Origin of the sequence: Serratia sp. G204Y (assembly GCF_051172435.1) — a bacterium.
Taxonomy (GTDB): Bacteria; Pseudomonadota; Gammaproteobacteria; order Enterobacterales; family Enterobacteriaceae; genus Serratia; species Serratia sarumanii.
Map to the genome: position 1 here is coordinate 351,853 of NZ_JBPIZA010000002.1, position 20,681 is coordinate 372,533.

Annotated in this window: 17 protein-coding genes and 1 tRNA gene; 13 read left to right on the forward strand and 5 right to left on the reverse strand. The window is 58.9% G+C overall.

From position 1 onward, the window contains the following. Nucleotides 1–206 precede the first annotated feature (206 nt). Nucleotides 207–1,460, reverse strand: a complete 1,254-nt coding sequence (locus ACSBQQ_RS16075; protein WP_060428747.1) for a tyrosine-type recombinase/integrase — start codon at nucleotides 1,458–1,460, stop codon at nucleotides 207–209. 185 nt (nucleotides 1,461–1,645) lie between these two features. Then, a tRNA-Leu gene (locus ACSBQQ_RS16080) sits at nucleotides 1,646–1,730 on the reverse strand. An 82-nt stretch (nucleotides 1,731–1,812) separates the two neighbouring features. Here ACSBQQ_RS16080 and ACSBQQ_RS16085 point away from each other — a divergent pair. The 9 genes from ACSBQQ_RS16085 (at nucleotide 1,813) to ACSBQQ_RS16125 (ending at nucleotide 11,396) form a co-directional block, all read left to right on the forward strand. Then, nucleotides 1,813–2,067: a hypothetical protein gene (locus ACSBQQ_RS16085; protein WP_140367545.1), complete on the forward strand. Its 255-nt coding sequence runs from the start codon at nucleotides 1,813–1,815 to the stop codon at nucleotides 2,065–2,067. 55 nt (nucleotides 2,068–2,122) lie between these two features. Further along, the gene (locus ACSBQQ_RS16090; RefSeq protein WP_033636886.1) at nucleotides 2,123–2,890 is read left to right on the forward strand and encodes a DeoR/GlpR family DNA-binding transcription regulator; all 768 of its coding nucleotides are present in this window, start codon (nucleotides 2,123–2,125) and stop codon (nucleotides 2,888–2,890) included. Between the two features lie 30 nt (nucleotides 2,891–2,920). Continuing rightward, nucleotides 2,921–3,886, forward strand: coding sequence for a D-erythronate dehydrogenase (gene denD / locus ACSBQQ_RS16095; RefSeq protein ID WP_060422658.1), 966 nt, complete (start codon nucleotides 2,921–2,923; stop codon nucleotides 3,884–3,886). Then, nucleotides 3,886–5,271, forward strand: a complete 1,386-nt coding sequence (locus ACSBQQ_RS16100; RefSeq protein WP_074027173.1) for a GntP family permease — start codon at nucleotides 3,886–3,888, stop codon at nucleotides 5,269–5,271. Before denD ends, ACSBQQ_RS16100 begins: the two co-directional genes overlap by 1 nt. Nucleotides 5,272–5,460: 189 nt before the next feature. Further along, entirely contained in the window at nucleotides 5,461–6,174 is a 714-nt protein-coding gene (gene deoC, locus ACSBQQ_RS16105) for a deoxyribose-phosphate aldolase (RefSeq protein ID WP_241865632.1), read from the forward strand. Between the two features lie 66 nt (nucleotides 6,175–6,240). Then, nucleotides 6,241–7,770, forward strand: a complete 1,530-nt coding sequence (locus ACSBQQ_RS16110; RefSeq protein ID WP_033648622.1) for a xylulokinase — start codon at nucleotides 6,241–6,243, stop codon at nucleotides 7,768–7,770. After that, on the forward strand, nucleotides 7,767–9,098 hold the full coding sequence (fucP, locus tag ACSBQQ_RS16115) for an L-fucose:H+ symporter permease (protein WP_033648624.1): 1,332 nt from the start codon (nucleotides 7,767–7,769) through the stop codon (nucleotides 9,096–9,098). The genes ACSBQQ_RS16110 and fucP overlap by 4 nt, the downstream gene beginning before the upstream one ends. Nucleotide 9,099: 1 nt before the next feature. Further along, nucleotides 9,100–9,492, forward strand: coding sequence for a VOC family protein (locus tag ACSBQQ_RS16120; RefSeq protein ID WP_033648625.1), 393 nt, complete (start codon nucleotides 9,100–9,102; stop codon nucleotides 9,490–9,492). 1,259 nt (nucleotides 9,493–10,751) lie between these two features. Beyond that, the gene (locus ACSBQQ_RS16125; RefSeq protein ID WP_033638656.1) at nucleotides 10,752–11,396 is read left to right on the forward strand and encodes an acyl-homoserine-lactone synthase; all 645 of its coding nucleotides are present in this window, start codon (nucleotides 10,752–10,754) and stop codon (nucleotides 11,394–11,396) included. Here the strand turns inward: ACSBQQ_RS16125 and ACSBQQ_RS16130 are convergent, their stop codons facing one another. Next, nucleotides 11,397–12,113: a helix-turn-helix transcriptional regulator gene (locus ACSBQQ_RS16130; RefSeq protein WP_033636878.1), complete on the reverse strand. Its 717-nt coding sequence runs from the start codon at nucleotides 12,111–12,113 to the stop codon at nucleotides 11,397–11,399. A gap of 200 nt (nucleotides 12,114–12,313) precedes the next feature. On the opposite strand from ACSBQQ_RS16130, the gene ACSBQQ_RS16135 reads away from it, so the two are divergent. Continuing rightward, nucleotides 12,314–13,072, forward strand: coding sequence for a DeoR/GlpR family DNA-binding transcription regulator (locus ACSBQQ_RS16135; RefSeq protein ID WP_060428751.1), 759 nt, complete (start codon nucleotides 12,314–12,316; stop codon nucleotides 13,070–13,072). Nucleotides 13,073–13,133: 61 nt separating this feature from the next. Here ACSBQQ_RS16135 and lptG read toward each other — a convergent pair whose 3' ends face one another. Next, nucleotides 13,134–14,204, reverse strand: coding sequence for an LPS export ABC transporter permease LptG (lptG, locus tag ACSBQQ_RS16140; RefSeq protein ID WP_033636876.1), 1,071 nt, complete (start codon nucleotides 14,202–14,204; stop codon nucleotides 13,134–13,136). After that, complete coding sequence (lptF, locus tag ACSBQQ_RS16145; RefSeq protein ID WP_044029829.1) at nucleotides 14,204–15,298, reverse strand: LPS export ABC transporter permease LptF; 1,095 nt, start codon at nucleotides 15,296–15,298, stop codon at nucleotides 14,204–14,206. The genes lptG and lptF overlap by 1 nt, the downstream gene beginning before the upstream one ends. 282 nt (nucleotides 15,299–15,580) lie before the next feature. Here lptF and pepA point away from each other — a divergent pair, with 282 nt between their 5' ends. The 3 genes from pepA to ACSBQQ_RS16160 all read left to right on the forward strand — a co-directional run bounded on the left by pepA (nucleotide 15,581) and on the right by ACSBQQ_RS16160 (nucleotide 20,515). Beyond that, the gene (gene pepA, locus ACSBQQ_RS16150; protein WP_033636874.1) at nucleotides 15,581–17,092 is read left to right on the forward strand and encodes a leucyl aminopeptidase; all 1,512 of its coding nucleotides are present in this window, start codon (nucleotides 15,581–15,583) and stop codon (nucleotides 17,090–17,092) included. A gap of 84 nt (nucleotides 17,093–17,176) precedes the next feature. Next, nucleotides 17,177–17,626, forward strand: a complete 450-nt coding sequence (locus ACSBQQ_RS16155; protein ID WP_060428753.1) for a DNA polymerase III subunit chi — start codon at nucleotides 17,177–17,179, stop codon at nucleotides 17,624–17,626. Nucleotides 17,627–17,638: 12 nt separating this feature from the next. Then, on the forward strand, nucleotides 17,639–20,515 hold the full coding sequence (locus ACSBQQ_RS16160) for a valine--tRNA ligase (protein ID WP_060428755.1): 2,877 nt from the start codon (nucleotides 17,639–17,641) through the stop codon (nucleotides 20,513–20,515). Nucleotides 20,516–20,681: the final 166 nt, after the last annotated feature.

Sequence of the window (20,681 nt, forward strand, 5' to 3'; positions counted from 1 at the left end):
TGGCATGACTCCTTCGTGTTAAAAATGATCAATGTAATCAACATGCCACCTCTTTATCCCCCGCCTGCTACCAAGATGCTGGGCATGGTTATAGGTGCTAAAGATGCTGTTCTTGTCCACATGCGCCAACTAGAGATCAATCTAGGCAATCTTAAAGTCTTCCTCATGCAGGGGAGTACTCAACGTAGGGTATAAATCGTGGCTAATCACCGCCCAAGCTTGGCAAAATCAAACGGACTAACCGTCTTCTCCCGGTTCGCATCGAGAAAATCAGCCCACCACTGCAGCATCAACCTACGCTCATCCAAATGCTCAGCCTTATGGATATAAGCCGCTCGCACAGAGTTACGCTCCATATGGCTCATCTGCCGTTCCACTGCATCCCTCGACCACAATCCCGATTCAATCAACGAACTACACGCCATGGTCCTGAAACCGTGGCCGCAGACTTCAACCTGTGTGTCATACCCCATCACCCGTAAAGATTTGTTAACCGTGTTTTCACTCATCGGTTTGCGAGGGATATGATCGCCAATAAAGATCAGTTCATGATCACCGCTGAACGTCTTTATCTTCTCCAGAATATTCAATGCCTGTCGGGAAAGTGGTACCAGATGAGGTGTACGCATTTTTGAGCCACGCTGTGAGTGCTTTACTCCCTCAATAGCTTCTCGCTCGGCAGGAATCGTCCACATAGATGTTTCGAAATCGATCTCAGACCAGCGAGCAAAACGCAGTTCACTGGAGCGGATGAAGACAAGAAGAGTTAGCTCAACGGCAAGGCGAGTCAGCGGCCTACCGGTATAGCTGCCTATGCGCTGAAGCAGCTCGGGAGCCCGTTTCAATTCAAGAGCTGGTCGATGTTGCCGGTTACCTGAAGCAACGGCACCGACTATCTCCTGCGCGGGATTGTAGTCAAGCAAACCGCTCTGAACGGCATAGCGTATAATTGCGGTGGTACGCTGCTGAAGACGGGAAGCCACTTCAAGTCGTCCAGAAAGTTCTACGGCTTTTATAGGAGCTAACAAATCCCGCGCTTTTAACTCGGCAATGTTGCGTTTACCAATGGCAGGAAAGAGGTTGTCCTCCAGGCTTTTGAGCACTCGTCGACTATGTTCTTCCGACCACTTTTTATTTGTGGCATGCCACTCAACAGCAAGCTCCTCAAAAGTGCGCGCTTCTTCTTGTTCAACCTTATCATTTTTCTTTTTGTCTTCCGGATCGATGCCGTTTGCCAAAAGCTTCCGAGCATCATCACGACGCGCTCTGGCATCTGCAAGAGACACATCAGGATATACGCCTAAAGCCAGCATCTTTTGCTTCCCGCCGAAGCGGTACTGCAGACGCCAGTATCTTGAACCATTGGGGTGGGCGAGAAGATGCATACCGTTGCCATCGGTCAGCTTGTATTGCTTATCCGTTGGCTTGGCTGTTCTGACTTTGATATCTGTAAGCGCCATGCTTACCCCCTCCCTGTTGGTACAAGCATTATCGAACCGGAAATACCATCATCTGTACCAACATGTGTTGGTAGATGTACATGGGTGCCGGGTACCCTGAGGAGAGTTAATATAGCGGGTAAAGTAGGTAATTGCTGGATTTTAGACATAAAAAAAGACCTCCAGAGAGGTCATTTACATACTGTTGGTGCCGAAGGCCGGACTCGAACCGGCACGTATCTCTACGGTTGATTTTGAATCAACTGCGTCTACCGATTTCGCCACTTCGGCACTGAAGTAGTATGCGGAAAACGGGTGCATTATACCTTCCCGCGATCGTCACGCAACACTTATCCGTTGTTCAATGAGTTAAGTGTCGAAAAAAGCGCCGCAGCGCACGTTTGCCGCCCCTTCCTCGCCGCTTTCCCGCCCCGCCCGCTTCACAAACCTTGTGGCGCGTCACATTAATTATCACAACATGGTGTTGCGCGACAAAACGCCGATAAAACTCAATAAAAAACAATTAATCATAAAGTTAAATAACAAAACCGCCCCAACCCCCACGCCGGCATTTGTGATAACTGTCGCTTACTTGTTAATCGCGATGGTTGAAGATGTTCCTCCATAACAAAAAATAACAGCTTCGCGGCGCCCCTGCCGCCGCCGGGGCCACAGGAGCGAACATGATCCCGTCCGAACGCCGCGATTACATCTATCGCTATGTGCATGAATACCAGCTGGCGAGCATCAGCGCGCTGTCGGAGCTGATGAGCGTCTCCCACATGACGGTGCGGCGCGATATCCGCGTGCTGGAAGAGCAAGGCAAGGTGGTCAGCGTCAGCGGCGGCGTGCGCCTGAGCGAGGCGCTGCGCCAGGAGCTGGCCTATTGCGAGAAGGCGCAGCTGCACCATCGCCACAAGCGCGAGATCGGCAAATACGCCGCCGGCTTGGTGGAAGACGGCCAGGTGGTCTATCTGGACGCCGGCACCACCACCTTCGAGATCGCCCGCAGCCTGGCGGAGCGTTTCAATCTGACGGTCGTCACCAACGATTTTTCCATCATCCAGCACCTGATGAATCGCCCGCAGCTTAGCCTGTTCCACACCGGCGGCCAGGTGGATCAGCGCAACTACTCCTGCGTCGGCAACAGCGCCGCCATGCTGTTGCGCAGCCTGAATATCGACGTGGCTTTCATCAGCACCAGCTCGTGGGATCTGGAGCACGGCCTCTCCACGCCGCACGAGGAGAAAGTGCTGGTCAAGCAGGCGCTGCTGGAGGTCGCCCGCCGCCGGGTGCTGGTCTCCGACAGCAGCAAGTACGGCAAATACGGCATGTTCCGCGTCTGTCCGCTGGAGGCGCTGAGCGACATCATCTGCGACGCCGCGCTGCCGCCGGAGGCGCAGCAGCTGCTGCGCGAGCGCGGTCTGCAACTGCACAACGTCCAACTCTGATAACAACAACGCTAGGGAAAGGAGCACCATATGAACATCGTCATCACCGGCGGCGCCGGTTTTCTCGGCCAGCGGCTGGCGAAAGCGCTGCTGCACGGCAGTTGCCCGCTGGCCTTCGACACGCTGATCCTGGCGGACATCACCCCGCCGCCCGCCCCGCTGCCGGATGCGCGCCTGCAGTGTCTGGCGCTCGATCTGTCTCAGCCCGGCGCGGCGGAGCGGCTGATCGACGCCGACTGCGGCGTGCTGTTCCACCTGGCGGCCATCGTCAGCAGCCATGCGGAGAGCGATTTCGATCTCGGCATGCAGGTCAATTTCGACGCCACCCGCCAATTGCTGGAAGCGGCGCGCCACCGGGCGCCGGGCATGAAATTTATCTTCACCAGTTCGCTGGCGGTGTTCGGCGGTGAGCTGCCGCCGGTGATCGACGATCGCTGTGCGGTCACCCCGCAATCCTCCTACGGCGCGCAGAAGGCGATGTGCGAGCTGCTGATCAACGACTATGCGCGCAAAGGCTTCGTCGATGGCCGCGTGCTGCGCCTGCCCACCATCAGCGTGCGGCCGGGCAAGCCGAACAAGGCGGCCTCGTCGTTCGCCAGCGGCATCATCCGCGAACCGCTGCACGGCGAGCCGGCGGTGTGCCCGGTAGACGCCGAGCTGGCGCTGTGGCTCTCCAGCCCGGCCGCGGTGGTGAGCAACTTCATCCACGCCGCCACGCTGCCCGCTTCGGCGTTCGGCGCGTTGCGCACGCTCAACCTGCCCGGCATCAGCGTGCGCGTGCGGGAGATGCTCGAAGCGCTGAGCGCGGTGGCCGGTGACGCCGTCGCCGCACGGGTGCGATTCGAGCCGGACGCCGCCATCAACCGCATCGTCGCCGGTTGGCCGGGCGAGTTCGACACCCGGCGGGCGCAGCAGTTGGGCTTCACCGCCGATGAAAGCTTCGAGCAGGCGATCCGCGCCTTTATCCGCGACGACATGCCGCAAGGCGGGGGCTGATCATGGCGATGTATACCCCAATCATCGGGCTGGCGGTGGCGGTGTTTGCGCTGATTTTCCTGGTGCTGCGCACCCGCGTGCATGCGCTGATCGCCATGCTGATCGCCGCCTCCATCGCCGGCATTACCGGCGGCATGGGCGCCACGCAAACCGTCGACGCCATCACCAAGGGCTTCGGCTCCACGCTCGGCAGCATCGGCATCGTCATCGGGCTGGGGGTGATGATGGGCCGGGTGCTGGAGGTCTCCGGCGCCGCCGAGCAAATCGCCTACAGCTTTATCAAATGGCTGGGCAAAAGGCGCGAGGAGTGGGCGCTGGCCATCACCGGCTATATCGTCAGTATCCCGATTTTCGTCGATTCGGCGTTCGTCATCCTTTATCCGCTGGTCAAGGCGCTGGCGAAAAAGGGCAAGCGCAACCTGCTGACGCTTGGCGTCGCGCTGGCGGGCGGGCTGATCCTCACCCACCACGCGGTGCCGCCGACGCCAGGGCCGCTGGGCGTAGCGGGCATCTTCGGCGTGGATATCGGCGCCATGATGCTGGCCGGGCTGGTGCTGGCCATTCCCTGCGTGATCGGCATCGTGCTGTATGCGCGCTGGCTGGGCGCGCGCTACCCGGACTTTATGCCGCAGGAAGAGGAAGCGCCGCAGGATCTGCGCGCCGCGCATCAGCAGTATCTGGCGGAGAAAGAGGGCAAGGCGCTGCCGAGCCTGATGTTGTCGCTGCTGCCGATCCTGACGCCGATCGGGCTGATCTTCGTTAACGCGGTCAACAACATGCTGGCCAAGCGCGAGGGCATGGGCTGGCTGGCGGAGAGCCTGTGGGGCCAAAGCTTCGCGTTTCTCGGCTCGCCGATGATCGCGCTGGCGATCAGCGTGCTGCTGGCGGTGTACACCCTGATGCCGCACGCCAACAAGCACGACACGCTGGAGCGGCTGGAAGAAGGCCTGCAGACCGCCGGCATCATCCTGCTGGTTACCGGCGCCGGCGGCGCGCTGGGGGCGGTATTGCGCGAGAGCGGCGCCGGCACGCAGCTGGCGGAGCAGGTTGCCGGGCTGCCGATCTCGCCGGTGCTGATCCCGTTCGTCATCGCCACGCTGGTGCGAGTGATACAGGGCTCCGGCACGGTGGCGATGATCACCGCCGCCTCGATCTCGGCGCCGATCGTCAGCCTGCTGCCCGGCGTCAATATGCTGGCGGCGGCGCAGGCGGCCACCCTGGGCGCGCTGTTCTTCAGCTACTTCAACGACAGCATGTTCTGGGTGGTCAACCGCATGATGGGCATCAAGGACGTGCGCCAACAGATGATGGTGTGGTCGGTACCCACCACTATCGCCTGGGCTATCAGCCTGTGCGGCGTGGTGTTGCTGGACTGGCTGCTGTAACGCTTCCCCCAACGTCAACCCCAGGGCGCGATCTATTAGATCGCGCCCTTTTTTTCTTCTCCCTTTCACGCCCCTCACCAAAAACCGCAAATCCGATCACAATTTCACCAAATGCTGATTTTAAAGCCATATGAAAGATAATAAGGTGAGCAAATAAAATCAAATGAAAACAAAATAAGGATAAACGCAATGAATGAAACAACCAGACGCATGGCCAGGTTGATCGATCTAAGCGCGGTGCAGGCCACCAATACCGAGGAAGACGTGCGCCACTGCGCCGCGTTGGCCAGCCGCTATCGCATCATTTCGGTACACGTGCTGCCGTGCTGGACGCGTTTCCTCAGCCCCCTGCTGCCGGAGCGCGGCCAGGCGGACGTGATGATTGGCGGGCCGGTCGGCTTTCCCGGCGGCGGGCAGACCACCGATCTCAAGGTGCAGGAAGTGCGCCAGCTGATCGCCGAGGGCGCGCGCGAGGTCGATATGGTGGTGAACATCGGTAAGGTGCTGTCGGGGGACTACGGCTACGTGCGCGAAGATCTGCGCCGGGTAGTCGAGGCCGCCGCGCCGGTGCCGGCCAAAGTCATTCTGGAGACGCACTATCTGAACGAGCAGCAGATCCGTCGGGTGTGCGATATCGCCGTCGAGGTCGGCATGGCCTGGGTGAAAACCTCTACCGGCTGGGCGCCGACCGGCGCCACGGTGGAGAAAGTGGCGATCATCGCCGATCAGTTGCGCGGCCGCATCCAGATCAAAGGGGCCGGCGGCATTCGCGATCTGGACACGGTGCGCGCGTTGTATCGGCTGGGCGTACGCCGCTTTGGCATGAGCGCGGCGGCCACCCAGCGGGTGCTGGAGCAGCTTGAACAGGATCCAGGCCTGTTCCCGGAACTGAACGATAACTAAATCCTGCGCGATCCCAGCGCACGCTTCTGCGGGTGGCCCGCGCCATCCGCCACGGGAGTGATAACAATGAAAGATTTACTTCTTACCCTTGATATCGGCACCGGCAGCACCCGCGCCGGGCTGGTCACCAACACCGGGGAAATCCTTGGCTTCGCGCAGCGCGAGTACGAGCAGATCACGCCGCAGGCCGGTTGGTCGGAACAACCGCCTTCGCTGTGGTGGCAGAGTGTCTGCCAATGTACGCAGGAGCTGTACGCGCGCTACGCCGAATACTGGCCGCGTATCGCCGCCGTCGGCGCCTGCGGGCAGATGCACGGCACAGTTTTGCTCGATGCCGACGGCGAGCTGGTCGTCGATCGCGCCATGCTGTGGAACGACAAACGCGCGCAGCCGCAGGTGGCGCGCTTTAGCCACCAACAGCCGCCGCAGCCCTGGCTTGAACTGTTGAACAATCCCCCCACCGCCGCCTGGCCGGCGTTCAAGTTGGCCTGGCTGCGCGAGCATCACCCATCGCAGTGGGAGCGCATCGCTACGGTGTTGATGCCGAAGGATTACGTCAATTTCCGGCTCTGCGGTGTACGCGCCACCGACTACAGCGAAGCCTCCTGCTATTACCTGATGGACAGCGCCACGCTGCAGTGGTCGCCAGAGGCGCTGCGGCAGTTCGGGCTGCGCGCCGATCAGCTGCCCGCCCTCCATCTCTCCAGCGAGGTGATTGGCCACATTACGCCCGCAGCGGCAAGCGTTACCGGTCTGCCGCCGGGGGTGCCGGTGGTGGCGGGCACGGCGGATATGGCCGCTACCCTGCTCGGCTCCGGCGTCTATCAGGCCGGCATTGCCTCCGACAGCACCGGCACCTCCACGCTGCTCACCGTGGTCTCGGAACACCCGCTGCTCTCCGCCGGCGTCAACAACCTGCACCTGGCCAACTCGGCCTGGGGCGGTTTTACCCTGCTCGATGCCGGTGGCGACGCCATGCGCTGGGCGCGTTCGGCGCTGAGCGCCGGCCAACTCAGCCATCAACAGATGCTCGATATGGCGGCCGAGGTGCCGCCGGGCGCCGAAGGGCTGCTGTTCCTGCCCTACCTGACCGGCGAGCGGCTGGCGGAACACACCAACTCGCGCGCGCAGTTCTTCGGCCTGCAGCGCAAGCATAGGCAGCCGCATCTCTACCGCGCGGTGCTGGAAGGCGTAGCGCTGGCCTCCCTGCGTAATCTGCAGCAGCTCAGGCGCCACGCGCAGGAGCCGGAGGCAATGATCGCTTCGGGCGGCGGCGCACGCAGCCCGCTGTGGCTGCAGATCAAGGCCTCGGTCTACAACCTGCCGTTGCTGCAGACGCGCAATCAGGAGAACGGCACCACCGGCTGCGCGATCGTCGCCGGGGTCGGCGTCGGGCTGTTCAGCAGTTTCGCCCAGGGGGTGAGCCGCACCGTCAGCATCGAGCGCGAATTTACCCCCGATCCGCGCCAGCACGAACACTACCTGCGCTGCTTCGAGCTGTTCGAACAGCTCTACCGCCAGGCGCAACCCCTCTACGAACAGCTTGACGTTATTAGCTCGTTCTCTTTTTCTCCGGATGAAGGAACACCGCAATGAGCGACTCTCTGATTAACAAGGGCGACATCGCGCAGCACGCCGCGGCCGAAAGTATCGACCGCAGCGCTTATCTGCCCGCCACGCCCTGGCTGCAGCTGATGCTGGTCTGCTGCCTGTTCGCCCTGTGGGGCATGGCCGGCAACCTGAACGATATTCTGATCGCACAGTTCAAGAAGGGATTCGATCTGTCGGATACCCAAACCGCGCTGGTGCAGTCGATCTTCTTCCTCGGCTACTTTGTGATGGCGCTGCCCGCCGCAGCGGTGATCAAACGCTACTCGTACAAGGTGGCGATCGTGATCGGCCTGTGCCTGTACGCACTCGGCTGTTTCCTGTTTATTCCTGCGGCGCAGATCATGACCTATGGCGCTTTCCTGGCCTGCCTAGGGGTGATCGCTACCGGGCTGTCGTTCTTGGAAACCTCCGCCAATACCTACTCCAGCCTGCTGGGGCCGCTGGAAACCTCCACCCAGCGCATCAACTTCTCGCAGATCTTCAACTCGCTGGGGATCATTTTTGGCGTCTTGATCGGCCAGCAGCTGGTGTTCGGCAAAAACGATCCCAGCCACGCCGAGCTGCTGCAAATGCCACCGGCTGTGGCCGAAGCGGCGCGCACCCAGATGGTGTCGCAGGTGGTCACGCCTTATCTGATCATCGGCAGCGTACTGATCGTGTTGGCACTGATCTTCGTGGCGGTGAAATTCCCCGCCTGCAAAACCCAACGCTCGCACCAGGGAGCGGGCAAGCCGCTGATGCAATCGCTGAAGATCCTGCTGGCGCTGCCGCGCTTCCGGCTGGGAGTACTGTCGCAGTTCCTGTATGTCGGCGCGCAGGTAGGGCTGTGGAGTTTCACCATTCGTTTTGTGCAGATGATTGAACAGGGAGCAACCGAGCATTCGGCCACCTACTGGCTGCTGGCCACGCTGGTCTGTTACTCGGCCGGCAAGGTGGTCACCACCGCACTGATGAAAAAGTTCAGCCCGGCGCGGTTGCTCGGCGTGTTCTGTTCGGTATGTGTGCTGCTGTTGCTGCTGGCCGTCAACATCCAAAGCCTGCTGGCGGTGGTGGCGATCATGGGCGTCAACTTCTGCATGGCGCTGTGCTGGCCAACCAACTTTGGCCTGACGATCAAAGGGCTGGGCGAAGAAACTCAGGTGGCCGGTTCGATCGTAGTGATGTCGATCATCGGCGGCGCGGTGGTGCCGTTACTCATGGGCATCATCTCCGATCTCAACGGCGGCGATATGCAGATCGCCTTCGCAGTACCGCTGGTCTGCTTCGCCTACGTCGCCTTCTATGGCTTCTACTGCGCGCGCAAGGGGATTTGATATGGCACACCGGATTAACGGATTGATGCACGTCGGTCTGCGCTGCGCCGATATCGAACGAGCCGCCGGCTTCTATCGCTCGCTCGGTTTCGAACCCCGGCAAACGTTGGCGCTCGGCGGCCCCGTCGCCGTACAGTTTTTGCAGTTGGGTGAGCTAACGCTGGAGTTATACCAGCTACCCGACGAAGGGCTGACTCGCCCCGCCAACACCTATGGTATCGACCATATCGCTTTGCGGGTCATCGATCTGGCGGCCACGCAACGTTGGCTGGCGGAGCTGGGGTATCCGGTGATTGAAGGGCCGACGCTGCAGCCCTGCGGTGCCAACGGCGTGCGTTATCTGATGATCGCCGGGCCGGACGGTGAGCGGGTGGAGTTCAGCCAGCCGCTGTAATGTTTCTTCCCGCATAGCACAAGGCCCGATGGCTGTGATAAGCCATCGGGCCTCATTCGATTTTTTGTCAGCGCACGAGCCTTTACCGCCATAGCCATGCGCCTTATCGGCCATCGCCCACATTCCCTCAAGCGCCCTACCAGGCTGCGCCAAATAATCCCCAACCGCAATGGCAACACTGCAAATAATTGCATATCCATGTGTCAGCCAATAAAGAATAAGTTTACTTAACATTGCAGGAACAATATTTTTTCATTTATGGTAGTCATGACTGGAATAAGCCAATGGGAACGGGGTTGTCAGGGGATAGATGTTATTTCTTTAGATGGGATTTTATCTGGAACCAACAGAAAATAGCGTGCATACGTAACAAAACAGCAACCCAAAGCTAAAAACCAGCAGAGAACACTTGCCTCTGCTGAGTTGATAGCTTTAAGATGGTGTAAGAAAATTTTCCCTGGTGTTGGCCGATCTTGGCAGCCTGACCCTACGAGGTCAGGTTTTTTTTATGTTTTTTTCGTCGAAAATTGACTAGAAAAGTGTATCGCCTTAGGGAGTTAGAAGCTAGTTAGACTAAAGTATAGTACCCAACTAGACCTTCATCAGTTCAGTTGGGTTATTATTTCACATAGCAGAAATCGGGTGCCAGCACTATTTTTCGCTCTGTATCTCAGCAGCCACGGCGTTCTACCATGGCCACCATGCACCGCTCATTTTACTCAGCAACCCAACATTCCTGCAGAGCCGTCGAGAAATAGCACCGTTCCTGTCATTAAAATAATGTGATCTCTATCAGATATTTTTTAATATCGCATTTTACCACTGCATGAAGACAGGTCCGAGGACATACTGTAGAAATCACACCAGCCGCTCTTTTCACTCCTATTCCTCTGCCGGACGGCAAATCCATGCCCTATCGACACCCCCCCAGTAACAAATAGTAAGAATTAATTTATTAAAATAATAAAGCCCCCCTAAATTATAACGTCAATAATTAATATTTCACCATGGCAGATACGGCTCGGCAGTCATTGATAGTCAATCCTCTCCAGCCTTTAATCGGCCAAGCCGTTCAATCTCGTCGACCTGCTTTGTTCACCGTTCAATTGCCCTGAAGCTGCCTCGCCGCACGGCATAATAAGGTTAGCACCGATCGCTTAAAAAGCCTTATCATTCTCATGCACCGGCATGCTCGTAGTGAAACTTCTCTGATGTTACTGGATAAAGTTATTTCTCTTAATTTATTCAAAGGTAACATTATGTTTAATATTTACAGCACCAACTACGCATCAATGAGCACCGAAAAATCAGCAGATCTTTATGTTTTAAGGAAAAACGTCTTTAAAGACAGGCTGCAATGGGCCGTGAACTGTTCAGACGGCAAGGAGCTGGATGAGTTTGATAATGATAAGACAAACTATATATTTGGCGTAAAAGACAACATGATAATTTGTGGTACGAGGATGATTGATATGAAACACAAGAATATGCTGAACAGCGCATTTTCCTCTTTCTTTCATGACGTCGTCATTCCAGAGGGGAATTTCATCGAGTCCACACGCTTTTTCGTCGATAAGGAAAGGACCCAGTCTCTGCTGGGCCGCCGGTTCCCTGTGACCCTGGCGCTGTTCTTGTCGCTAATCAACTATGCGCGGCAACACGGTTATGACGGCATATTGGCAGTCTCCAGCCACCCGATGTTGCATATTATCAAAAGCTCCGGCTGGAACGTCACGCAGTTGAAGACAGGCATGTCGGAAAAGAACGAGCCTGTTCATTTGCTGTTGGGCCACGTTGACCGTCAGAGCCAGGAGGCATTAAAAAACAGAATATTCAAAAAGTTGAATACGCAAGACGAACACATGCTAAACGCCTGGCCGTTGAGCGACGAACCTGCGTTCTAATCACCCCACCGGTTTAATCAGCTGAAGTTCCATCCCTAAACGGATAGCATGCCGGGCATTCGCCACCCCCAGTTTTTTGACAATGTTCCCCATATGAAACTTGATGGTGCAGGTTTTAATCCCCAGGATCATGCCCATTTCCTGGTAGGTTTTCCCCACGCTGGCCCAATAGAGGATCTCGTTTTCTCTCTCTGTAAAACGGGCGTTTTTTTCTTGGCGCGCGGTGTTTTTTTCCGACAGTGAAGTCAGCGTTAAATACATCTCATGGGTCGATGCCAGCAGCAACGAAATATCGCCTTTATGCTGATTCAGCATCTGCATGGTTTCCGCCTTGCGCTCGGCAGCGAGGGTAAAGGAAAGGGTCACAAGATTATTATTAAAGTCATGCAACACGAAGGTATAGCCATCGGCTACGCCGAATTCGCGTGCTTGCTCGAACAACTCAGAAAAACGGAAGCCGGCGCCAGCCATGAGATTCTCATCCCAGGCGAAAGGTGTCAGGCGATTGAGCGCCGTAATGACCACTGGATCGGTATATTGCAGCCCTTGCTCTTTATATTGCTTTACCCATTCACCGGGGTAATTGGTGACGCCAAAGATACATGACATATCTTTCTTGGATAACACCACGTAGGCCCAGATAAGCTCGCCGAAATCGCCTAATGCTGCTTCCAGATGCTTGCTGATAATGTGACTGATATTTTCTTCATATTCCATTAACTGCCTGCCCCGCTACCCAATACACCGCAGGGTAGACTATACCAAAAAGGATCGGTGCGCCGTAACCTTCGCATCTCGCGCGGATAATGCCCGCTGGAATATTGCCAGCGGCGACCGGCAAGCGCTTTGCCTGCCGCCGATGCGCGGGGTATATTAGCCGTACGTCCATTGTGCCTGTCAGGAGTGAATGAGTGAGCATGTTCGCAGAAGAGCGCCAGGAAAAACTCCTCGCCATTCTCAAGGAGAAGCGCAAGCTCTCCGTGGGGGAAATGAGCTCGCGCTTTAACGTCTCCGGCGCCACCATCCGCACCGATCTGCGCATTCTGGAAGACGCCGGCATGCTGACGCGCACCCACGGCGGCGCCATTCTGCGCACCCGTGCCAGCTTCGAGGTCGGTTCCGATCAGCGTGAAGAGGTGAACCTCAGCGCCAAGGAGCAAATCGGTCAACTGGCCGCCGGCCTGGTGGAAGACGGCGACATCATCGTATTGGACACCGGCACCACCACCCTGCAAATCGCCCGCCATCTGCACCAGCGCCGCAACCTGACCGTAGTCACCAACGATTTCATGATCGCCAAGAGTCTGGAAGACGTCGAATCGATCCAGATCATCCTGCTGGGCGGCATCGTCAAAAAGGGTTATCACTGCGCGGTCGCCATCAACGGCCGTTCGCTGCTGGATACGCTGAACATCGACAAGGCGTTTATGGGCGCCAACGCGCTATCGCTGAAACAGGGCGCCTGCGTGGCCGACATCATGCTGGCCGAAACCAAGCGCGCGATGGTGGAGCATGCCAATCAGGTGATCGTGGTGTGCGATCACTCCAAGCTGAGCAACACCTCGCTGGCGCAGTTCGCCTCCCCTGCCCAGATCGACACCCTGGTGCTGGATCGCCTGCCGGAAGACGCGCAGGCCTATCAGGATGCCGGCATTGCGCTGCTGAGCGTCAGCTAATCCCACCAACAAAAAAGGCGCGGCCCCGCGGCCACGCCTTTCTTCACTACTGATCGCCCCGCTACTTGCGTTTGAGCAGCATATACACGCTGATCAGCAGGAACAGCATGCTCGGCAGCAGCGCGCCCAGCACCGGCGGCATGCTGTACACCAGGCTCAGCGGGCCGAAGATCTGATCCAGCACGTAGAACAGGAAGCCGAAGCTGATGCCGGTCACCACGCGGATGCCCATCGGCACGCTGCGCAGCGGGCCGAAGATGAACGACAGCGCCATCAGCATCATCACCGCCACCGACAGCGGCGAGAAGATTTTGCTCCACATGTTGAGCTGGTAACGGCTGGCCTCCTGGCCGCTCTGCTTCAGGTACTTCACGTAGTTGTGCAGCCCGCTGATGGAGAGCGAATCCGGATCCAGCGCCACCACGCCCAGCTTGTCCGGGGTCAGGTTGGTTTTCCATTCGCCGGTCAGCGTCTGGGTGCCGGTCACCTGTTTCGGGTCGGTCAGATCCGAGGTATCCACCTGCGAAAGCTGCCACACCCCGTTCTCGAAGCTGGCGGTGGCGGCATAGCGCACCGTCTCCAGGCGACGCTGATCGTTGAAGTGGTAGATGTTCACGCCGGAGAGTTCTTTATCGCCGGAGACGCGCTCGATGTAGATGAAGTCGTTGCCGTCCTTCGCCCACAGCCCGCTCTTGGTGGAGAGCAGCGAGCCGCCGTACATCTGCTGGGCGCGGTAGTTGCGCGCCATCTGCTCGCCCTGCGGTGCCACCCACTCGCCGATCGCCATGGTCAGCAGCACCAGCGGAATGGCGGTTTTCATCACCGAGCCGGCGATCTGCAGGCGGGTAAAGCCGGAAGCCTGCATGACGACCAGTTCGCTGCGCGTCGCCAGTTGGCCCAGGCCGAGCAGCGCGCCGAGCAGCGCCGCCATCGGGAAGAAGATCTCGATGTCTTTCGGCACGCTCAGCAGGGTGTACATGCCGGCGCTCAACGCGGTGTATTCGCCCTGGCCGACCTTGCGCAGCTGATCGACGAACTTGATGATGCCGGACAGCGACACCAACATGAACAGCGTCATGATGATGGTGTTGAAAATCGTTTTACCGATATACCGGTCTAATACGCCAAACATTAGGCCGCTCCTCTCAGGCGTGCGCGCAGCTTGCGCATCGGCACGGTATCCCACAGGTTCAGCGCCAGCGCGATCGCGAAGTAAACGCCGTTAACCAGCCACAGCCACAGCATCGGATCCAGCTTGCCCTTGCCGGCGTTGGATCGCAGCGAGGTCTGCAGCAGGAAGAAGATCAGATACAGCAGGATGGCCGGCAGCATGCTCAGCACGCGGCCCTGGCGTGGGTTCACCACGCTGAGCGGCACCACCAGCAGCGCCATCAGCGCCACCGACACCACCAGCGTCAGGCGCCAGTGGAACTCGGCGCGCGCATCCGGATCGTCGGACTCCCACAGCGTCTGCATCGACATCTGTTCGGATTCGGTGTTGTCCGCCGCCACGGTGCGGTGGCCAATCACCGCCTTGTAGTCGGTGAAGTCGGTAATGCGGAAGTCGCGCAGCAGCGCGGTGCCTTCAAAGCGGGTGCCCTTGTCGAGCGTCACCACCTGCGAGCCGTCTTTCTGCTGCACGATGTTGCCGTGCTCGGCCACCACCACCGACGGGCGTTGGTTGCCGTTCGGCCGCAGCTGCGCCAGGAACACGTCGTTGAAGGTGCTGCCTTTCACGTTGCCGATAAACAGCACCGCGTTGCCGTCCTGCGAGGGTTTGAACTGCCCTTCCGCCAGCCCGGCGATGCTTGGGTTGGCCTTGGCTTCGTTTACCACCACGTCCTGATAGCGCGAGGCCCAGGGGCCGGCCCAAAACACGTTCACCGCCGCGACCGCAGAGGTGAGCAGCGCCAGGATCATGGCGGCGATAATCAGGGTGCGTTTGCCCAGCCCGCAGGCGTGCATAACGGTGATTTCGCTCTCGGTATACAACCGCCCAAGCGTCATCAGCAAGCCGAGAAACAGGCTCAAAGGCAGGATGAGCTGCGCCATTTTCGGCACGCCCAGAGCGAGCAGAGAAAGTACTAAGTTTGTCGGGATATTGCCGTCCACCGCGTCGCCCAACACCCTGACCAAGTTCTGACAAAAGAAGATCAGAAGCAGGATGAACAGGATGGCGATTTGGCTCTTGAGCGTTTCCCGTACCAGATATCTTATGATGATCACGCTTATTACGCCTGTGAAAACTTGTCTTTTTGCAGGAAAATCGATAATTTCATCGCTAATCCGCCATTTATTCTCATCATATGGCAACCTTCACAGCTAAAATAGTATTACAACATCAAGCCGTTTGGGTGTCCTATAGGAACTTGCTTATAGTCGCCAAAACAGAGCAATTTACGCCGTTCAGGTTAACATAATCCGTTAACTCAAATGGCGGGAGATCGTTACGGAGTCGGTTATTCTAGCCGTAGCGTCCGCCTTTGTCTTTAAGATTCAGGAGAGTGCATGGAGTTCAGTGTAAAAAGCGGTAGCCCGGAAAAACAGCGCAGTGCCTGTATTGTAGTCGGCGTTTTCGAACCGCGCCGCCTGTCCCCTATCGCAGAACAACTCGACAAAATCAGTGATGGTTATATCAGCGCATTGCTGCGCCGTGGCGAACTGGAAGGCAAGGTCGGGCAGACGCTGCTACTGCACCATGTGCCCAACATTCTCTCCGAGCGCATCCTGCTGATCGGCTGCGGCAAAGAGCGCGAGCTCGATGAGCGCCAATACAAGCAGGTGATCCAGAAAACCATCAATACCCTCAACGACACCGGCTCGATGGAAGCGGTCTGCTTCCTGACCGAGCTGCATGTAAAAGGCCGCAATACCTACTGGAAAGTGCGTCAGGCGGTGGAAACCGCCAAAGAGACGCTCTACACCTTCGATCAGCTGAAAAGCAACAAGGTGGAGCCGCGTCGTCCGCTGCGCAAAATGGTGTTCAACGTGCCGACCCGCCGTGAGCTCACCAGCGGCGAGCGCGCTATCCAGCACGGCCTGGCGGTGGCTTCCGGCATCAAGGCGGCCAAAGATCTCGGCAACATGCCGCCGAACATCTGTAACGCCGGCTACCTGGCCTCGCAGGCCCGCCAGCTGGCGGACGCCTTCAGCACCCACATCACCACCCGCGTCATCGGCGAACAGCAGATGAAAGAGCTGGGCATGAACGCCTATCTGGCGGTCGGCGCCGGTTCGCAAAACGAGTCGTTGATGTCGGTGATGGAATATAAGGGCAACCCAAATCCGGACGCTAAGCCGATCGTGCTGGTAGGCAAAGGGCTGACCTTCGACTCCGGTGGCATCTCGATCAAACCGGCCGACGGCATGGACGAGATGAAATACGACATGTGCGGCGCGGCGACCGTGTACGGCGTGATGCGCGTGGTGGCGGAGCTGAACCTGCCGCTGAACGTGATCGGCGTGCTGGCCGGCTGTGAAAACATGCCGGGCGGCCGGGCGTACCGTCCGGGCGACGTGCTGACCACCATGTCCGGCCAGACCGTCGAGGTGCTGAACACCGACGCCGAAGGCCGCCTGGTGCTGTGCGACACCCTGACCTACGTCGAGCGCTTCGAGCCGGAGCTGGTGATCGACATCGCCACCCTGACCGGCGCCTGCGTGATCGCCTTGGGCCACCACATCACCGGCCTGATGTCGAACCACAACCCGCTGGCGCACGAACTGCTGGGCGCTTCCGAGCAGGCCGGCGACCGCGCCTGGCGCCTGCCGATGGCCGACGAGTACTACGAACAGTTGGACTCCAACTTCGCCGACATGGCGAACATCGGTGGCCGCCCTGGCGGCGCCATCACCGCCGCCTGCTTCCTGTCGCGCTTCACCCGCAAGTACACCTGGGCGCACCTGGATATCGCCGGCACCGCCTGGCGCTCCGGTAAAGCCAAGGGCGCGACCGGCCGCCCGGTGGCGCTGCTGTCGCAGTTCCTATTGAACCGCGCAGGCCTGAACGGCGACGATTAAATCTGAGCGGTAATTCAGGTATAATCCCAAGGGGCACAGCATGCTGTGCCCCTACATTTTTTTATCGGCAGCGGTGGATCCTTAATGAAACAGGCGACGTTTTATTTGCTCGACAACGCGGAACCGTCAGGCGCGCTCAGCGCCCATGAGGCCGTGGCCTGCGCCGTTGCCGCCAACGGCTTCCGTTCCGGCAAACGGGTGCTGATCGCCTGCGAGAGCCAGGAGCAGGCCCAGCGGCTGGACGAAGCGCTATGGCAGCGCGAGCCGCATGAATTCGTGCCGCACAACCTGGCCGGCGAAGGGCCGCACTACGGCGCGCCGGTGGAACTGTGCTGGTCCGGCAAGCGCGGCAACGCCCCGCGCGATCTGCTGATCGCCCTGCTGCCGCAGTTTGCCGATTTTGCTACCGCTTTCCATGAAGTGGTAGACTTCGTTCCTTACGAAGACACTCTGAAACAGTTGGCGCGCGACCGTTACAAGGCCTATCGCAGCGTCGGCTTCCATTTGACCACGGCTACGCCGCCAACTCACTGAATACGATAAAGAATGGAAAAGACAAACAGTCAGCTCGACACCGCATACGACCCAAAACAGATCGAACAGAAGCTGTACGATCATTGGGAGAATCAGGGTTACTTCAAGCCGAACGGCGACACCAGCCAGGAAAGCTTCTGCATCATGATCCCGCCGCCGAACGTCACCGGCAGCCTGCACATGGGCCACGCGTTCCAGCAGACCATCATGGACACCATGATTCGCTATCAGCGCATGCAGGGCAAAAACACCCTGTGGCAGGCGGGCACCGACCACGCCGGCATCGCCACCCAGATGGTGGTGGAGCGCAAGATCGCCGCGGAAGAAGGCAAAACCCGCCACGACTACGGCCGTGACGCGTTTATCGACAAAATCTGGCAGTGGAAGGCGGAGTCCGGCGGCACCATCACCCGCCAGATGCGCCGTCTGGGTAACTCCGTGGACTGGGAGCGCGAGCGCTTCACCATGGACGAAGGCCTGTCGAACGCGGTGCGCGAAGTGTTTGTCCGTCTGCACAAAGAAGACCTGATCTACCGCGGCAAGCGCCTGGTGAACTGGGATCCGAAGCTGCGCACCGCCATCTCCGATCTGGAAGTGGAAAACCGCGAATCCAAAGGTTCCATGTGGCACCTGCGCTACCCGCTGGCCGACGGCGCGAAAACCGCCGAGGGCAAAGACTACCTGGTGGTCGCCACCACCCGTCCGGAAACCGTGCTGGGCGATACCGGCGTGGCGGTCAACCCGGAAGATCCGCGCTATAAGGACCTGATCGGCAAAGAGATCATTCTGCCGCTGGTCGGCCGCCGCATCCGCATCGTCGGTGACGAACACGCCGATATGGAAAAAGGCACCGGCTGCGTGAAGATCACCCCGGCGCACGATTTCAACGACTACGAAGTCGGCAAACGCCACGGCCTGCCGATGATCAACATTCTGACCTTCGACGGCGACATCCGCCAGGAAGCGGAAGTGTTCAACACTCTGGGCGAAGTCTGCACCGACTACTGCAACGAAATCCCGACCGAGTTCCGCGGCCTGGAGCGCTTCGCGGCGCGTAAAGCGGTGGTTGCCGCCTTCGATAATCTGGGCCTGCTGGACGAGATCAAACCGCACGACCTGACGGTGCCTTACGGCGACCGCGGCGGCGTGGTGATCGAGCCGATGCTGACCGACCAATGGTACGTGCGCACCGCGCCGCTGGCCAAAGTGGCGGTGGAAGCGGTCGAACAGGGCGAAATCCAGTTCGTGCCGAAGCAGTACGAAAACATGTACTTCAGCTGGATGCGCGATATTCAGGACTGGTGCATCTCGCGTCAGCTGTGGTGGGGCCACCGCATCCCGGCCTGGTATGACGTGAACGGCAAAGTCTACGTGGGCCGCAGCGAAGAAGAAGTGCGCAGCGAGAACAACCTGGGCGCCGACGTGGTGCTGACCCAGGACGAAGACGTGCTGGACACCTGGTTCTCGTCCGGCCTGTGGACCTTCTCTACCCTGGGCTGGCCGGAGCAGACCGACGCGCTGAAAACCTTCCACCCGACCAGCGTGATGGTCAGCGGCTTCGACATCATCTTCTTCTGGATCGCGCGCATGATCATGCTGACCATGCACTTCATCAAAGATGAAAACGGCAAGCCGCAGGTGCCGTTCAAGACCGTCTACATGACTGGTCTTATCCGCGACGACGAAGGCCAGAAGATGTCCAAGTCGAAAGGCAACGTGATCGATCCGCTGGACATGGTCGACGGCATCTCGCTGGAAGATCTGCTGGAAAAACGCACCGGCAACATGATGCAGCCGCAGCTGGCGGAGAAGATCCGCAAGCGCACCGAGAAACAGTTCCCGAACGGCATCGAGCCGCACGGCACCGACGCCCTGCGCTTCACCCTGGCGGCGCTGGCCTCGACCGGCCGCGACATCAACTGGGACATGAAGCGCCTGGAAGGCTACCGCAACTTCTGTAACAAGCTGTGGAACGCCAGCCGCTTCGTGCTGATGAACACCGAAGCGCACGACTGCGGCTTCAACGGCGGCGAGAAAGTGCTGTCGCTGGCGGATCGCTGGATCCTGGCCGAATTCAACCGCACGGTGAAAGCCTACCGCGAAGCGCTGGACACCTACCGCTTCGATCTGGCGGCCAACATCCTGTACGAATTCACCTGGAACCAGTTCTGCGACTGGTATCTGGAGTTGACCAAGCCGGTGGTGAGCAACGGCAGCGAAGCGGAACAGCGCGGCACCCGCCACACGCTGATCACCGTGCTGGAAGCGCTGCTGCGCCTGGCGCACCCGATCATTCCGTTTATCACCGAAACCATCTGGCAGCGCGTGAAGCCGCTGACCGGCACGACCGCAGACACCATCATGCTGCAGCCGTTCCCGGCCTACGACGCCGCGCTGGAAGACGAGCAGGCGCTGAACGATCTGGAGTGGATCAAGCAAACCATCATCGCCGTGCGCAACATCCGCGCCGAGATGAACATTGCGCCAAGCAAAGCGCTCGACGTGCTGCTGCGCAACTGCAGCGCCGACGCCCAGCGCCGCGTGCAGGAGAACCAAAGCTTTATCGCCCGTCTGGCGCGCCTGGAATCCATCGCGCTGCTGCCGGCCGGTGAGAAAGGCCCGGTCTCCGTCACCAAGCTGGTGGACGGTGCCGAGCTGCTGATCCCGATGGCCGGTTTCATCGACAAAGACGCCGAGATCGCGCGTCTGGCGAAAGAGATGGGCAAGCTGGATGCGGAAATCGCCGCGATCGAAGGCAAGCTGGCGAACGAAGGCTTCGTGGCGCGCGCGCCGGAAGCGGTGGTCGCCAAAGAACGCGATCGTCTGGCGGCCTGCAAAGAAGGCAAAGTGAAGCTGCAGGAACAGCAGGCGACCATCGCCGCGCTGTAATCCACCGGCTCACGCCAACGCCTGAAAAACAGCGGGGTCTTCCCCGCTGTTTTTTTATCGCCGTTGCATCCGGGCCGGGTTAGGTGTTATTACAAGATATTACTGCTGCAGGGACGCCGCCGGGAAATAATCCCCGGCGCGTTTCGTGCTGCGATAAAAACGAAAA

Coding starts and splice junctions, on each gene's coding strand:
- ACSBQQ_RS16075 (WP_060428747.1), bottom strand. CDS start 1,460: ATGGCGCTTACAGATATCAAAGTCAGAACAGCCAAGCCAACGGATAAG.
- ACSBQQ_RS16090 (WP_033636886.1), top strand. CDS start 2,123: ATGATCCCGTCCGAACGCCGCGATTACATCTATCGCTATGTGCATGAA.
- denD (WP_060422658.1), top strand. CDS start 2,921: ATGAACATCGTCATCACCGGCGGCGCCGGTTTTCTCGGCCAGCGGCTG.
- deoC (WP_241865632.1), top strand. CDS start 5,461: ATGAATGAAACAACCAGACGCATGGCCAGGTTGATCGATCTAAGCGCG.
- ACSBQQ_RS16110 (WP_033648622.1), top strand. CDS start 6,241: ATGAAAGATTTACTTCTTACCCTTGATATCGGCACCGGCAGCACCCGC.
- fucP (WP_033648624.1), top strand. CDS start 7,767: ATGAGCGACTCTCTGATTAACAAGGGCGACATCGCGCAGCACGCCGCG.
- ACSBQQ_RS16120 (WP_033648625.1), top strand. CDS start 9,100: ATGGCACACCGGATTAACGGATTGATGCACGTCGGTCTGCGCTGCGCC.
- ACSBQQ_RS16125 (WP_033638656.1), top strand. CDS start 10,752: ATGTTTAATATTTACAGCACCAACTACGCATCAATGAGCACCGAAAAA.
- ACSBQQ_RS16130 (WP_033636878.1), bottom strand. CDS start 12,113: ATGGAATATGAAGAAAATATCAGTCACATTATCAGCAAGCATCTGGAA.
- ACSBQQ_RS16135 (WP_060428751.1), top strand. CDS start 12,314: ATGTTCGCAGAAGAGCGCCAGGAAAAACTCCTCGCCATTCTCAAGGAG.
- lptG (WP_033636876.1), bottom strand. CDS start 14,204: ATGTTTGGCGTATTAGACCGGTATATCGGTAAAACGATTTTCAACACC.
- pepA (WP_033636874.1), top strand. CDS start 15,581: ATGGAGTTCAGTGTAAAAAGCGGTAGCCCGGAAAAACAGCGCAGTGCC.
- ACSBQQ_RS16155 (WP_060428753.1), top strand. CDS start 17,177: ATGAAACAGGCGACGTTTTATTTGCTCGACAACGCGGAACCGTCAGGC.
- ACSBQQ_RS16160 (WP_060428755.1), top strand. CDS start 17,639: ATGGAAAAGACAAACAGTCAGCTCGACACCGCATACGACCCAAAACAG.